We start from the raw sequence: 14,010 nt of genomic DNA on the forward strand, positions 1-14,010 counted from the left end.
TGCGACAGCGCAGCCCAAAGGGCTGGGCCATCTCCCACAGGGACCGCGCCGGCCTCAGGTCCAGTGAAGATCCTGTGGGAGCGGGTTCACCCGCGAAGAGGCCAGTACAGGTTTACAAGGGCTTCTCGAAAATCTTCGAATTGCGCTGGTAGTTGTACAACGAAGCCCGCGCTGCCGGCAGCCGCTCAACGCCACTCGGCGCAAACCCGCGCTCGCGGAACCAGTGCGCGGTACGCGTCGTCAGCACGAACAGGGTATTCAACCCCAACTGCCGCGCCCGGCTCTCGATGCGCTCCAGCAGTTCATCCCCGCGCCCGCCATGGCGGTACTCCGGGTTCACCGCCAGACACGCCAGCTCGCCCGCCTCGGAGTCGGCAATCGGATACAGCGCCGCACAGGCGATGATCATCCCTTCGCGTTCCACCACGCTGAACTGCTCTATCTCCCGCTCCAGCACTTCGCGCGAACGGCGCACCAGGATGCCTTGCTCTTCCAGCGGGCTGATCAGCTCCAGCAAACCGCCCACGTCCTCGATGGTCGCCTCGCGCACCACTTCGAACTGCTCCTGCGACACCAGCGTGCCGCCACCGCCACGAGTGAACAGCTCGGTCAGCAAGGCGCCGTCCTCGGCATAGCTGACGATATGGCTACGCGCCACGCCGCCTTTGCAGGCTTCGGCTGCGGCATCCAGCAGCTCCGCCTGGTAGTCGCTGCCCAGCCGCTGCAGGTGTGGGGCAACCTGCTGTGGGCGCAGCTCGCGCACCAGCTTGCCGTCCTCGTCCAGCAGGCCCGGCTCGGCGCCGAACAGCAGCAGCTTGTCGGCACCCAGTTCGATGGCGGCGCGGGTGGCCACGTCTTCACAGGCCAGGTTGAAGATTTCACCCGTGGGCGAGTAGCCCAGCGGCGACAACAGCACGATGGAGCGTTCGTCGAGCAGGCGGCTGATGCCCTTGCGATCGACCCGGCGCACTTCGCCGGTATGGTGGTAGTCCACGCCTTCAAGCACGCCGATCGGCCGCGCCGTTACCAGGTTGCCGGACGCCACGCGCAGGCGCGAGCCCTGCATCGGCGAAGCGGCGATGTCCATCGACAGGCGTGCCTCGATGGCCAGGCGCAGAGCGCCGACGGCATCGATCACGCAGTCCAGGGTGGCGGCATCGGTGATGCGCAGACCACGGTGGTAGTGCGGGGTCAGGCCGCGATCAGCCAGACGGCTTTCGATCTGCGGGCGTGAGCCATGCACCAGCACCAGGCGCACGCCAAGGCTGTGCAGCAGCACCAGGTCGTGGACGATATTGCCGAAATTAGGGTGTTCCACCCCATCGCCAGGGAGCATGACCACAAAGGTACAGTCGCGATGGGCATTGATGTACGGGGAGGCATGACGCAGCCAGTTGACGTAGTCGGGCATGACAGGGCCTGTGGATAAGTGGACGGAGAACGGCGATACAGGGGGCGTTCAGGATCATCGTCGGAACAGGCTTGCGGTCACGCGCGGTCTCCTCTAGACAGGAACGAATCAGTACGATTGACGTTTAGTGCAGGCAATAGTGCCGGATCAGGTCACGCAATAGACGCACGGTAGGCTCGATTCGTGACATTTCAAGGTATTCGCCGGGCTGGTGGGCACAGGCGATGTCGCCGGGGCCCAGCACGATGGTCTGGCAGCCCAGTTGCTGAAGATAAGGCGCTTCGGTGCCGAACGCCACAGCTTCGGCGCGATGGCCGGTCAGGCGCTCCGCCACTTGCACCAGCTCGGCGTCGGCGGCCTGCTCGAATGGCGGCACCTCCGGGAACAACGGCGCATAGTCGATGCGCACCTCAAAGCGCTCTGCCACGGGCACCAGCCTGGTGCGGATGGCCGCACGCAGTTGTTCCACGTCCATGCCTGGCAGCGGGCGCAGGTCGAATTCCAGGGCGCACTGGCCACAGATACGGTTGGGGTTGTCGCCGCCATGGATGCAGCCGAAGTTCATGGTCGGGGTCGGTACGCTGAATTGCGGGTTGCGGTAGGTTTGCTGCCACTGCTGGCGCAACCCCATCAGCTCGCTCATCACCGCGTGCATGGCCTCCATGGCGCTGCGGCCCAGGCTTGGGTCCGAGGAGTGGCCGCTGCGCCCGAGGATGTCGATGCGGTCCATGAGGATGCCTTTGTGCATGCGGATCGGCCGCAGCCCGGTGGGCTCACCGATCACCGCCGCACGGCCCAGCGGCTGGCCGGCCTCGGCCAGGGCGCGGGCGCCGGACATGGAGCTTTCTTCGTCACAGGTGGCGAGGATCAGCAGCGGCTGCTTGAAGTCGTGCTCCAGCAGCGGGATGACCGCTTCAATGATCAGGGCGAAGAAACCCTTCATGTCGCAACTGCCCAGACCGACCCAGCGGCCATCGACCTCGGTCAGCTTCAGCGGGTCGCTGGTCCACAGCTGTTCGTCATAGGGTACGGTGTCGCTGTGCCCGGCCAGCACCAGGCCGCCCGGGCCGGTGCCACGGCTGGCCAGCAGGTTGAACTTGCCGGGGCTGACCTGGCGGATGTCGCAGTGGAAGCCAAGGTCGCCCAGCCAGCCGGCCAGCAGGTCGATGACCTGGCGGTTGGACTGGTCCAGCGCAGGCTGGGTGCAACTGACCGAGGGCGCGGCGATCAGGGCGGCGAACTGGTCTTTCAGCGTCGGCAACGGCATGCGCGTACTCCTCGGAAGCGTTGCCCATCATAGCAATGCCATCCAACCGTGTGGGCTTCTTCGCGGGTAAACCCGCTCCCACAGGTACTGTGCTGCCCTCACGTACGGCGCTTTCCCTGTGGGAGCGGGTTTACCCGCGAAGAAGCCTCCACGATCCAACAGACAACAGCCGACTCCTGTAAACTGCTGGGCAACCACGCCCCCTCCTTCGAGTCTGTGATGCACAAAGAAACCGAACTCAAGCTCCGCGCCAGCCGCGAGACCCTTGCCGCCCTGCGCGAGCACCCTCTGCTGAAAAAGCGCAACAAGTCCGGCTGGCAGACCCGCGAACTGCTCAACCAGTACTTCGACACCCCCGAGCGCGAACTTTCCGCCGCCCGTGTCGCCCTGCGCCTGCGCCGCGATGGCGAGGCCATCATCCAGACCCTCAAGTGCCGCGGCACCAGCGTGGCCGGCCTGTCCGAGCGCAACGAGCACGAATGGCAACTGGACAAGGTCAAGCTCGACCTGAAGAAGCTCGACGACAGCTGCTGGCCCGCGCAATTGGCCAACCTGGACAAAAAGACCATCAAGCCGCTGTTCACCACCGACTTCAGCCGTGAATACGCCGAAATTGCCTGGGGCCGTGGCAAGAGCAAGGTGGTGATCGAGGCCGCGCTCGACCAGGGCTTCGTGATCGCCGGCAAGCGCAAGGAAGAAATCTGCGAGCTGGAACTGGAACTGCGTGAAGGCGAGCCGCAGGCCCTGCTGGAACTGGCCGCCGAGCTGGCCGCCAGCCTGCCGCTGATGCCATGCGACATCAGCAAGGCCGAGCGTGGCTACCGCCTGCTGGAGCCGGACAGCTACGAGCTGAGCCTGCCGCACACCGAGCTGGAAGCCGAAATGGCCCTGGACGACGCCTACGCCGCACTGGCCTGGCAACTGCTGGGCAGCAGCCAGCGCCTGGCCGAGCAATACCGCCACAACGGCCACTGGCGCCTGCTGCAGGACTGGGTCGAGTGCCTGAGCGAGCTGCGTGCCATTACCGCCAGCCTGGGCCAGGCCGCACCACGCGCCACCACCCGCGACCTGCGCAGCAGCCTCGACGCCCTGCTCGAGGACTGGCGCCCGCTGGTACAGGCCGGCAACGAAGACGAAGATATCCGCCGCGCCGCCCCCGAGCAGTTCGCCGAAGAACTGGAAGACGTGCGCTGGGGCCAGTTCTCGCTGGAAACCTCGCGCTGGCTGCTGGCCCGTGCCTGGACCGTAGAGCGCAAGGGCCGTGGTGAACGCCAGGGCAAGGCGCAACTGGCCAGCTGGCTGGCGCACCTGCTGGGCGAAGAAGGCCAAGCGTTGAAGCTGCCGCTGTACACCCAGCGCCCGGAAGACCTGGCCGAGCAGCTGCCGCGTATCGAACAGTTGCTGGCTTGGCTGCACCACGCCCGTCAGGTGCTGGAAGCGCCGCAGATGGACCGCTTGTATGGCGACCTGAAGAAGCTGCACGAACTGGCTGAACAGCCGCTCAGCGATGAAGTGCTGGAAGCGCGTATCGAGCAGGCTCGGGTGGTGGATCAGAGCCGCGGCTGGAAGCACCTGCTCAAGGCGTGATAACGCGTCGCTTTCTTCGCGGGTAAACCCGCTCCCACAGGATCGCGTTCCTCTCTGGCGCACCAATAACCCTGTGGGAGCGGGTCTACCCGCGAATGCCTCAGCGCGACAGTGGCAGGCTGGTGGTCGACTTGATCTCCGACAGCGCCACGATCGAATTCACCTCCTGAATCCCCGGCACGTTCGACAGTTTTTCGAAGAAAAACCGCTCATAAGCCTCGATGTCCGCCGTGACGATGCGCAGCAGAAAATCCACCGACCCCATCAGCACATAACACTCCAACACCTCAGGAAACCCGCGGATTGCCTCGGTGAACTCGGTGAAGTTGGAACGCCCATGGGCGTTGAGCTTTACCTCGGCAAAAATCTGCGTGTTCAGGCCGACCTTCTTGCGGTCCAGCAAGGTCACCTGCCCGCGAATCACCCCCTCCTCCTTCAACCGCTGGATACGCCGCCAGCACGGCGATTGCGACAGCCCGACACGCTCGGCAATCTGCGCGCTGGACAGCGAAGCGTCCCCCTGCAGCAGTTCGAGGATACGGCGGTCGTAGGCGTCCAGTTCGCTTTGCATTGATAATTCTCCACAGCAGTGCTGCATGAATAAAGCAATTCGCTAATACAGCAAAATGATCAAATCATAGCGAAAAAATGCCACCACCAACGTGCAAGAATTTCTCCCACAATTGCGGAGACCAGCATGAACGCACAGCCCCGTACCGACACCTGGGCCGCCAACAACGCCCACTGCACCGTGCACTACCGCCTGCAAGCCGACGCCGAGCCCGACAGCCTGTGCCGGGTGCTCAACCTGTTTGCCCTGCAGTTCCTGACCCCGCACAGCGTGCAGGTCAGCCAGCAGGATGACTGGCTGGATATCGAGGTCGGCATCGGTGGCCTGAGCTGGCACCGGGCCGAGGTGATTGCGCAGAAACTGCGCAGCCTGGTGTGTGTGGGCGAGGTGAGCCTGAGCAACCTGCAGCGGGTGGAGCTGGCGGTGGTCTGAACCATGCTCGGTGCTTGTGCCGGCCTCTTCGCGGGTAAACCCGCGAAGAGGCCGGCACAAGCAAAGCAAAATCCCGAAACCTTTCACCCTCGGTAACCCTCCCTCGCCCGGCTAGCCTTGATCAGGACTCCCTATCAGGCACGGACGCCAACCATGCACACCCCCGACAATCCTGCACTCGACCTCAAGCGCGTGCTCCAGGCCCTGCTCACCGACCAGCACCTGCACGCCAACGACACCCTGCAGGTGCTCGAACACGCCGCCACTCCCCCCATTGCCCACCCGCTGGAGCAGATCGCCGCCTGCGCCCTGGAAGACCGCCGACACCCCGGTCAGCCTCTGGACCTGGAGCGCCTCTGCCAATGGCTGGCGAACAAGGTCGGCCAGCCCTACCTGCGCATCGACCCGCTGCAACTGGACCTGCCCCAGGTCACCGGCCTGATATCCCCGGCCTTCGCCCAACGCCATGGCATCCTCATCGTCGCCGCCGACGCCGCCAGCGTTACCGTCGCCAGCGCCCAGCCCTACCAGGATGACTGGCAGGCCGATCTCACCCGCAGCCTGGGCCGGCCGATCCGTCGCGTGCTGGCCAGCCCGCTGCAGATCCGCCAGGCAGGGCAGTCGTTCCAGCGCCTGGCCCAATCGGTAAAGAGCGCGCAATACCAGCAGTCAGCCAGCCTGGGCGAACTCGAACAGCTGCTGGAGCTGGGCAAGCGCCAGGCCGAGGCCAGCGCGGACGACGCACACATCGTGCATATCGTCGACTGGCTGCTGCAGTACGCCATCGAGCAACGCGCCAGCGATATCCACCTGGAACCGCGCCGCGAGCAGGGCCAGCTGCGCTACCGCATCGACGGCCTGCTGCACAGCATCTATGCCTTCCCCGCCGGGGTGACCCTGGCGCTGGTCAGCCGCCTGAAACACCTGGCGCGTATGGACGTCGCGGAAAAACGCCGGCCGCAGGATGGCCGCCTGCAAAGCCGCCTGCCTGGCGGCGGTGAGGTAGAACTGCGGCTGTCGACCCTGCCGACGCCGTTCGGCGAGAAACTGGTGCTGCGCCTGTTCGACCCGCAACAGTTGCAACAAGGCTTCGAGCGGCTCGGCCTGGTAGGGCCACAACTGGACCAGTGGCAAGGCCTGCTGCGCCAGCGCCAAGGCATCATCCTGGTCACCGGCCCCACCGGTTCCGGCAAGACCAGCACGCTGTACGCCAGCCTCAAGCTACTGGCCACGCCGCAGGTCAACCTGTGCACCATCGAAGACCCGATCGAGCGCCTGGAACCCGCCTTCAACCAGCTGCAGGTGCAGCCCGCCCTGGACCTGGGTTTCGTCAACGGTGTGCGGGCCATGCTGCGCCAGGACCCGGACATCATCATGATCGGCGAAATCCGCGACCGCGAGACTGCCCTGGTGGCGGTACAGGCGGCCCTGACCGGACATCTGGTGCTGTCGACCCTGCATACCAACGACGCCTGTGGTGCGATCACCCGTCTGCAGGAACTGGGTGTGGCCGACTACCTGATCAAGGCGACGCTGGTCGGGGTCATGGCCCAACGGTTGGTGCGCACACTGTGCGCGGATTGCCGGGCTGGTGCAGCGCTGCCCGGTGGCCAGTCGTGCCGTACCTGTCGTGGCACCGGGTTCCATGGCCGCACGGGTTTGTTCGAGCTGCTGGTACCCAGCGACAGCCTGCGCGCGCAGATAGGCCCGGGCAGCGACCTGGCCACCTTGCGGCGCCAGGCCGTGGCCGATGGATTGCTCGATCTGCGCCGCTGCGGGGAGGTCAAAGTGGCCAGCGGGCAGACCTGCGTCGAGGAAGTACTACGGGCCTGCTCCTGAGCAAAAATCCCTTGTATTCAAGGAACTTGCGCCCCTTTAGCAGGATCAAACCGCGCATCTTCAACCCTCACCCTTCGAGGTGTTTCAACATGCGTGTCAAAACTGCCATCGCCGCCGCTGCCGTGCTTTCGCTGCCTATTGGCTCGGCCATGGCCGATACCTTCTGGCGTAACGTGATGACTACCGGTGCTACCACGGCATCGAGCTACCTGACCTCCGGGGATCACAAGCTGGTGATGGCGGCGCAGGATGACGCCGGCAGCTTCGTGGCCAGCGAAGGCGCGATCCGCGGGCCGTTCCTCGAAGCGGCGATTCGTCAGGCCCGCGCGGAGAACCCGGGGATGCAGGCTTCCGACATGGAACTGGCCAATGCCATCCTGGCCAAGAATGCGCTAGCCGAATAACCGCGTCGCCTGCTTCGCGGGTAAACCCGCTCCCACATGTCCAGTGATAAGCCCGAAGCTTGCACTATCCCTGTGGGAGCGGGTTTACCCGCGAAGAGGCCGGCACAGGCAAACCACGATTAGCGATACGCCTCCACCGGCACACAAGCGCAGAACAAATTCCGGTCCCCATACACGTTGTCGACCCGGTTCACCGCCGGCCAGTACTTGTGCTGGCGCACGTGCGCACTGGGCGTTACCGCCTGCTCCAGGCTATACGGCCTGTCCCACACCCCCAGCACATCGGCCAGGGTATGCGGCGCATGCTTGAGCGGGTTGTTCTCCGCTGGCCAGTTGCCTTCCTGCACTGCGCCAATTTCCGCACGAATCGCCAGCATCGCCTCGACGAAGCGGTCCAGCTCGGCCTTCGACTCACTCTCGGTCGGCTCCACCATAAGCGTGCCCGGTACCGGGAACGACATGGTCGGCGCGTGGAAGCCATAGTCCATCAGGCGCTTGGCCACATCCTCTTCGCTGATGCCGGTCAGCGCCTTCAGTGGCCGCAAATCGAGGATGCACTCATGCGCCACCCGCTGGTTGCGCCCACGGTAGAGCACCGGGAAGGCGCCACCCAGCTGGCTGGCCAGGTAGTTGGCCGAGAGGATCGCCACCTCGCTGGCATCGGCCAGTTGCGGGCCCATCATGGCGATGTACATCCAGCTGATCGGCAGGATGCTCGCACTGCCCCAGGGCGCAGCACTGACCGCGCTGTTGTTCGGCTCCAGGCCGGGTACCGGGACCACCGGGTGACTGGCGACGAACGGCTTGAGGTGCGCGCGAATGCCGATCGGCCCCATGCCCGGGCCACCACCGCCGTGGGGGATACAGAAGGTCTTGTGCAAATTCATGTGCGAAACGTCGGCACCGATATCCGCCGGGCGCGCCACGCCCACCTGGGCATTGAGGTTGGCGCCATCCATGTACACCTGGCCGCCGTGCTGGTGGACCACTTCGCATATTTCGCGAATCCCCTCCTCGTACACGCCGTGGGTCGAAGGGTAAGTGATCATCAGGCACGACAAACGATCCCCGGCCGCGTGGGCCTTGGCCTTGAGGTCGGCCAGGTCGACGTTGCCATCGTCGTCGCAATCGACAATCACCACCTCCATGCCGGCCATTTGCGCCGACGCCGGGTTGGTGCCGTGGGCCGATGACGGGATCAGGCACAGCGTGCGTTGCGGCTGGTGGCGGCTGCGGTGGTAGCGGGTAATGGCCATCAGGCCAGCGTACTCGCCCTGGGCACCGGAGTTGGGCTGCATGCAGATGGCATCGAAGCCGGTAATCGCGCACAGCCAGCTTTCCAGCTCGTCGATCATCGCCTTGTAGCCCGTGGCCTGGCCTGCCGGGGCAAACGGGTGCAGCTGGGCAAAGCCGGGCCAGGTGATGGGGATCATCTCGCTGGTGGCGTTGAGCTTCATGGTGCACGAACCCAGCGGGATCATTGACTGGTTCAGCGCCAGGTCCTTGTTCTCCAGCTGCTTGAGGTAGCGCAGCATCTCGGTTTCGCTATGGTGCAGGTTGAACACCGGGTGGGCGAGGAACGGCGTGCGCCGCACCAGGCTGGCGGGGATGCCTTCGGGCAGGGCCAACTGGTCGAGTGCGGCGATATCCAGGCCGTGGTCCACCCCCAGGAAGATGTCGAACAGGCGCAGTACCGTCTGCTCGCTGCAAGTCTCGTCCAGGCTCACGCCCAGGTGCCCGCGACCGAGGATGCGCAAGTTGATCTGCGCCGCTTCGGCACTTTCGATGATGGCCGCCTGGGCGCCGCCGACGTCCAGGGTCAGGGTGTCGAAGAAATGCTGGTTGAGGCGCTTGATGCCCTTGCTTTCGAGGCCGGCGGCCAGGATGAAGGTCAGCCGGTGTACGCGCTGGGCGATGCGTTGCAGGCCTTCCGGGCCGTGATAAACCGCGTAGAAGCCGGCAATGTTGGCCAGCAGCACCTGGGCCGTGCAGATGTTGGAGTTGGCCTTCTCGCGGCGGATGTGCTGCTCGCGGGTCTGCAAGGCCATGCGCAGCGCGGTGTTGCCACGGGCATCACGCGACACGCCGATGATGCGCCCCGGCATGGCCCGCTTGTAGTCATCGCGGCAGGCGAAATAGGCCGCGTGGGGGCCGCCATAGCCCATCGGCACGCCAAAGCGCTGGGTCGAGCCCAGCACCACATCGGCGCCCAGCTCCCCGGGCGGCGCCAGCACCACCAGGCTGAGCAGGTCGGCGGCCACGCAGGCCAGGGCATGCTGGCTGTGCAAATGGTCGATCAGCGGGCGCAGGTCGCGCACCTCGCCGTGGGTGTCGGGGTACTGCAGCAAAGCACCGAATACCGCGTGTTTGCCAAGGTTATCCACAGAATCGACGATCAGCTCGAAGCCAAAGCCCTCGGCACGGGTCTTCAGCACCGACAGGGTCTGCGGGTGACAGTGTTGGTCGGCGAAGAAGGCATTGCTCTTGTTGCGCGCCACCCGCTTGGCCAGGGCCATGGCTTCGGCGGCGGCGGTGGCTTCGTCCAGCAGCGAGGCGTTGGCCAAAGCCAGCCCGCTGAGGTCGATGACCATCTGCTGGAAGTTCAGCAGCGCCTCCAGCCGGCCTTGGGCAATCTCGGGCTGATAGGGCGTATAGGCGGTGTACCAACCCGGGTTCTCCAGCACGTTGCGCAGGATGACGGTGGGGGTGATGGTGCCGTGGTAGCCCATGCCGATCAGGCTGGTCCAGACCTGGTTCTGCCCGGCGTAACCGGCGAGTTTGGCCAGGGCGGCCTGTTCGTCCAGCGCAGGAGGCAGGTCAAGGGGGCGATTGAGGCGGATGTCTGGCGGTACTGTCTGCTCGATCAGCTCACTGCGGCTGGCGACGCCCAGCGCGTTGAGCATGGCCTGCTGCTCCGTGGCATCCGGGCCCAGGTGGCGACGCAGGAAAGGGTTGAGCTCTTGCAGTTGATGCAGGGATGGCGACTGGGACATGACGACGCTCTCTTCCTGGAACAGCTCTCATGGAGACTTACAAGTCTAGGAAGGGATTGCCGATTCTGCGGGGAAAGTTGCTTGCAGGCCCGGCCTCTTCGCGGCTAAAGCCGCTCCCACAGGGACCGCACAGGTATCAGACGCTGTGCAGTACCTGTGGGAGCGGCTTTAGCCGCGAAGAAGGCGACGCGGTCTTACTCGCCGATCGCGGCCTTGTAGCCCGCAGCATCCAGCAGCTTGTCCAGCTCGGCCGGGTTGCTTGGCTTGAGCTTGAAGATCCACGACTCGTAAGGTGTGTCGTTGAGCAGCTCGGGGCTGTCAGCCAGCTCTTCGTTGACCGCGATCACTTCGCCAGAGACCGGGGCATAGATGTCCGAAGCGGCCTTGACCGACTCGACCACACCGGCAGCGTCGCCAGCGCCAAATACCTTGCCGACTTCGGCCAGCTCGACGAACACTACATCACCCAAGGCTTGCTGGGCGTGGTCGCTGATACCCACGGTCACGGTGCCGTCGGCTTCCAGACGAGCCCACTCGTGGCTTTCGGCAAAACGCAGGTCGGCGGGGATATTGCTCATGTCTTGAATTCCTCGATTGGCTCAGCGGTAGGCCCGCCGGTTAAAAATTGTTCAGATCAGGATCTTGCCGTGGCGCACGAAGGTCGGTTTGACCACCCGCACCGGGTACCACTTGCCGCGGATTTCCACCTCGGCCCGGTCGCCGGTGGCCATGGGCACGCGAGCAAGGGCAATGGACTTGCTCAGCGTAGGCGAGAAACTACCACTGGTGATCTCTCCTTCGCCAATCCCGGCTACACGCACCACCTGATGGGCACGCAGCACGCCGCGCTCTTCCAGCACCAGGCCTACCAGTTTTTCCTGCACGCCGTTCTCGATTTCCGCCAGCAACCCGGCGCGGCCGATGAAGTCGCGCTCGGCCGGTTCCCAGGCGATGCTCCAGCCCAGGTTGGAAGTGAGCGGGGTGTGGCTTTCGTCGATGTCCTGACCGTACAGGTTCATGCCGGCTTCCAGGCGCAGGGTATCGCGGGCACCCAGGCCGCTGGGGGCGATGCCGGCACCGACCAGGTCGTTGAAGAAGGCCACGGCCTGCTCGCCCGGGAGCATGATCTCCAGGCCGTCTTCACCGGTATAACCGGTGCGGGCAATGAACCAGTCGCCTTCGGCAACGCCTTCGAACGGGCGCAGTTTGCGGATCAGCGCGGCGCGCGCCGGGCTGAGCAGGGCCGCAACCTTTTCTCGGGCATGCGGGCCCTGGATGGCAAGGATGGCCAGGTCGGGACGGACCCGGAAGTCCACGGCAAAACCGTCACGCTGCTGCTGTAGCCAATCGAGCACCTTGGCGCGGGTAGCGGCGTTGGTGACCAGGCGATAGCCGTGTTCCGTGCGGTAGACGATCAGGTCGTCGATCACCCCGCCCTGCGCCTGCAGCAGCGGGCTGTACAGCGCCTTGCCGGTGTCGTCGAGGCGGGCCACGTCGTTGGCCAGCAGGCGCTGCAACCAGGCAGTGGCGTCGCTGCCATCGACATCGATCACGGTCATGTGGGAAACATCGAACACCCCGCAATCGCTGCGCACCTGATGGTGCTCCTCGACCTGCGAGCCATAGTGCAGGGGCATGTCCCAGCCACCGAAATCGACCGTCTTGGCGCCCAGCGCCAGGTGCAGGTCATACAAAAGCGTGCGCTGTCCCATGGGTTTCTCCTTCCGGGCGTGGCGAAGCGGCGGCGGTCGATGACGTTAGGTGGTCAGCTCTTCTTGTGTAGGCCCCGCCGCGCGAGTGCCGCGCATTGTAGCCGCAAGGGCGCGGGCTGGCACCCTCAGTGTCTGTGACCGGGTCGCCGTGCCGAACGGCGGATCAGGCCGATGACCGGCAGCAAGCCCACCAGCACCAGAGTCAGTGCCGGCAGCGATGCACGCGCCCACTCACCCTCGCTGGTCATCTCGAACACCCGTACAGCAAGGGTGTCCCAGCCGAACGGGCGCATCAGCAAGGTGGCCGGCATTTCCTTGAGCACGTCGACGAACACCAGCAGAGCGGCGCTAAGCGCACCAGGCACCAGCAGCGGCAGATACACCTTGAAAAACAATCCCGCACCACCGACGCCCAGGCTACGGGATGCCTCGGGCAGTGACGGACGGATACGCTCCAGGCTGCTCTCCAGCGGCCCGTAGGCCACCGCGATGAAGCGCACCAGGTAGGCCAGCAGCAAGGCGGCCAGGCTGCCCAGCAGCAGCGGCTTGCCGGCACCACCCAGCCAGCTCGACAGCGGGATGACCAGGTGATTGTCGAGGTAACTGAAGGCCAGCATGATCGACACCGCCAGCACCGAGCCAGGCAAGGCATAGCCCAGGTTGGCCAGGCCTACCCCGGCACGGATGCCGCCCGTCGGCGCCTGACGCCGGGCGAAGGCCAGCAGCAACGCCACGCACACCGTGACCAGCGCCGCCATGCCGCCCAGGTACAGGGTGTGCAGCACCAGGCCGACATAGCGCTCGTCCAGGTCATGTCGGCCGCGCTGCCAGAACCACGCCAGCAGTTGCAGCAGCGGGATGACGAAGGCACAGGCGAACACCAGCAGGCACCAGCCACTGGCCAGCAATGCCTTGACCCCGCGCAGGTGGTACAGCGCCTGCCCGCGCGGCCGCTCGTTGCCGCTGCGGCTGGCCCCCCGAGCCCGGCGCTCGCCATACAGCACCAGCATCACCGCCAGCAGCAACAGGCTGGCCAGCTGGGCCGCGCTGGACAGGCTGAAGAAGCCGTACCAGGTCTTGTAGATCGCCGTGGTGAAGGTGTCGAAGTTGAACACCGCCACCGCGCCGAAGTCGGCCAGGGTTTCCATCAGGGCCAGGGCAATACCGGCACCGATCGCCGGCCGTGCCATGGGCAGGGCCACGCGCCAGAACGCTTGCAGCGGGGACAGCCCCAGCACCCGCGCCGCCTCCATCAGGCCCTTGCCCTGGGCCAGGAAGGCTGTGCGCGCCAGCAGGTAGACATAGGGGTAGAACACCAGCACCAGGACGACGATCACCCCGCCGGTGGAGCGCACCCGCGGCAGGCGCATCGGCCCGAACACCTCGCGCAGGGCACTTTGTACCGGGCCGGCAAAGTCGAGCAGGCCGACGAAGACGAACGCCAGCACGTAGGCAGGGATGGCGAACGGTAGCATCAGCGCCCAGTCCAGCCAGCGCCGGCCGGGGAACTCGCATAGGCTGGTTAGCCAGGCCAGGCTGACGCCCAACACGGTGACGCCGATGCCCACGCCCGCCACCAGGGTCAGGGTATTGCCCAGCAGGCGGCTCATCTGGGTGTCGAGCAGGTGCGACCAGATCTGCAGGTCGATCGATTGCCAGGACAGCAGCAACACGCTCAGGGGCAGCAGCACCAGGGCGGCGATCAGGGAGACCGGGAGGTACCAGCGACGTTGGGGGGTGTGGGGCAAGGCTTGGTTCTCGATTGCGATGGCGACCGCTGCGCGGTCGTTCGCC

At 65.3% G+C, this 14,010-nt stretch carries 11 protein-coding genes; 4 read left to right on the forward strand and 7 right to left on the reverse strand.

Annotated elements, in window-relative coordinates; genetic code table 11:
• Window positions 1-112: 112 nt before the first annotated feature.
• Window positions 113-1,411: an amino-acid N-acetyltransferase gene (argA, locus tag FQ664_RS25040; protein WP_144175653.1), complete on the reverse strand. Its 1,299-nt coding sequence runs from the start codon at window positions 1,409-1,411 to the stop codon at window positions 113-115.
• A 124-nt stretch (window positions 1,412-1,535) separates the two neighbouring features.
• A complete protein-coding gene (argE, locus tag FQ664_RS25045) occupies window positions 1,536-2,678 on the reverse strand; it encodes an acetylornithine deacetylase (protein WP_144175655.1) in 1,143 nt (380 codons plus the stop codon).
• Window positions 2,679-2,897: 219 nt separating this feature from the next.
• On the opposite strand from argE, the gene FQ664_RS25050 reads away from it, so the two are divergent.
• The gene (locus FQ664_RS25050) at window positions 2,898-4,265 is read left to right on the forward strand and encodes a CYTH domain-containing protein (protein WP_144175657.1); all 1,368 of its coding nucleotides are present in this window, start codon (window positions 2,898-2,900) and stop codon (window positions 4,263-4,265) included.
• Window positions 4,266-4,365: 100 nt separating this feature from the next.
• Here FQ664_RS25050 and FQ664_RS25055 read toward each other — a convergent pair whose 3' ends face one another.
• The gene (locus tag FQ664_RS25055) at window positions 4,366-4,836 is read right to left on the reverse strand and encodes an Lrp/AsnC family transcriptional regulator (RefSeq protein ID WP_144175659.1); all 471 of its coding nucleotides are present in this window, start codon (window positions 4,834-4,836) and stop codon (window positions 4,366-4,368) included.
• Window positions 4,837-4,962: 126 nt separating this feature from the next.
• Between FQ664_RS25055 and FQ664_RS25060 the strand changes: the two genes are divergently transcribed.
• The 3 genes from FQ664_RS25060 (at window position 4,963) to FQ664_RS25070 (ending at window position 7,511) form a co-directional block, all read left to right on the forward strand.
• Window positions 4,963-5,268 (forward strand): hypothetical protein, encoded by a 306-nt coding sequence (locus FQ664_RS25060; RefSeq protein ID WP_144175661.1) that lies wholly within the window; start codon window positions 4,963-4,965, stop codon window positions 5,266-5,268.
• A gap of 153 nt (window positions 5,269-5,421) precedes the next feature.
• Window positions 5,422-7,107 (forward strand): GspE/PulE family protein, encoded by a 1,686-nt coding sequence (locus FQ664_RS25065; protein ID WP_144175663.1) that lies wholly within the window; start codon window positions 5,422-5,424, stop codon window positions 7,105-7,107.
• A gap of 89 nt (window positions 7,108-7,196) precedes the next feature.
• Window positions 7,197-7,511 (forward strand): DUF2388 domain-containing protein, encoded by a 315-nt coding sequence (locus FQ664_RS25070; protein ID WP_144175666.1) that lies wholly within the window; start codon window positions 7,197-7,199, stop codon window positions 7,509-7,511.
• Between the two features lie 119 nt (window positions 7,512-7,630).
• Here FQ664_RS25070 and gcvP read toward each other — a convergent pair whose 3' ends face one another.
• The 4 genes from gcvP to FQ664_RS25090 form a co-directional block, all read right to left on the reverse strand.
• On the reverse strand, window positions 7,631-10,504 hold the full coding sequence (gcvP, locus tag FQ664_RS25075) for an aminomethyl-transferring glycine dehydrogenase (RefSeq protein WP_144175668.1): 2,874 nt from the start codon (window positions 10,502-10,504) through the stop codon (window positions 7,631-7,633).
• 194 nt (window positions 10,505-10,698) lie between these two features.
• Entirely contained in the window at window positions 10,699-11,082 is a 384-nt protein-coding gene (gene gcvH / locus FQ664_RS25080; RefSeq protein WP_144175670.1) for a glycine cleavage system protein GcvH, read from the reverse strand.
• A gap of 51 nt (window positions 11,083-11,133) precedes the next feature.
• The gene (gene gcvT / locus FQ664_RS25085; RefSeq protein WP_144175672.1) at window positions 11,134-12,216 is read right to left on the reverse strand and encodes a glycine cleavage system aminomethyltransferase GcvT; all 1,083 of its coding nucleotides are present in this window, start codon (window positions 12,214-12,216) and stop codon (window positions 11,134-11,136) included.
• A 125-nt stretch (window positions 12,217-12,341) separates the two neighbouring features.
• A complete protein-coding gene (locus FQ664_RS25090; protein WP_144175673.1) occupies window positions 12,342-13,964 on the reverse strand; it encodes an ABC transporter permease in 1,623 nt (540 codons plus the stop codon).
• Window positions 13,965-14,010: the final 46 nt, after the last annotated feature.

Source organism: Pseudomonas persica, assembly GCF_900291015.1.
Classification (GTDB): domain Bacteria; phylum Pseudomonadota; class Gammaproteobacteria; order Pseudomonadales; family Pseudomonadaceae; genus Aquipseudomonas.

Bases quoted from the DNA above. Each gene is read 5' to 3' on its own strand.
- FQ664_RS25055 (WP_144175659.1), bottom strand. From the start codon at position 4,836: ATGCAAAGCGAACTGGACGCCTACGACCGCCGTATCCTCGAACTGCTG.
- FQ664_RS25050 (WP_144175657.1), top strand. From the start codon at position 2,898: ATGCACAAAGAAACCGAACTCAAGCTCCGCGCCAGCCGCGAGACCCTT.
- argE (WP_144175655.1), bottom strand. From the start codon at position 2,678: ATGCCGTTGCCGACGCTGAAAGACCAGTTCGCCGCCCTGATCGCCGCG.
- FQ664_RS25065 (WP_144175663.1), top strand. From the start codon at position 5,422: ATGCACACCCCCGACAATCCTGCACTCGACCTCAAGCGCGTGCTCCAG.
- FQ664_RS25070 (WP_144175666.1), top strand. From the start codon at position 7,197: ATGCGTGTCAAAACTGCCATCGCCGCCGCTGCCGTGCTTTCGCTGCCT.
- gcvP (WP_144175668.1), bottom strand. From the start codon at position 10,504: ATGTCCCAGTCGCCATCCCTGCATCAACTGCAAGAGCTCAACCCTTTC.
- FQ664_RS25060 (WP_144175661.1), top strand. From the start codon at position 4,963: ATGAACGCACAGCCCCGTACCGACACCTGGGCCGCCAACAACGCCCAC.
- argA (WP_144175653.1), bottom strand. From the start codon at position 1,411: ATGCCCGACTACGTCAACTGGCTGCGTCATGCCTCCCCGTACATCAAT.
- gcvT (WP_144175672.1), bottom strand. From the start codon at position 12,216: ATGGGACAGCGCACGCTTTTGTATGACCTGCACCTGGCGCTGGGCGCC.
- gcvH (WP_144175670.1), bottom strand. From the start codon at position 11,082: ATGAGCAATATCCCCGCCGACCTGCGTTTTGCCGAAAGCCACGAGTGG.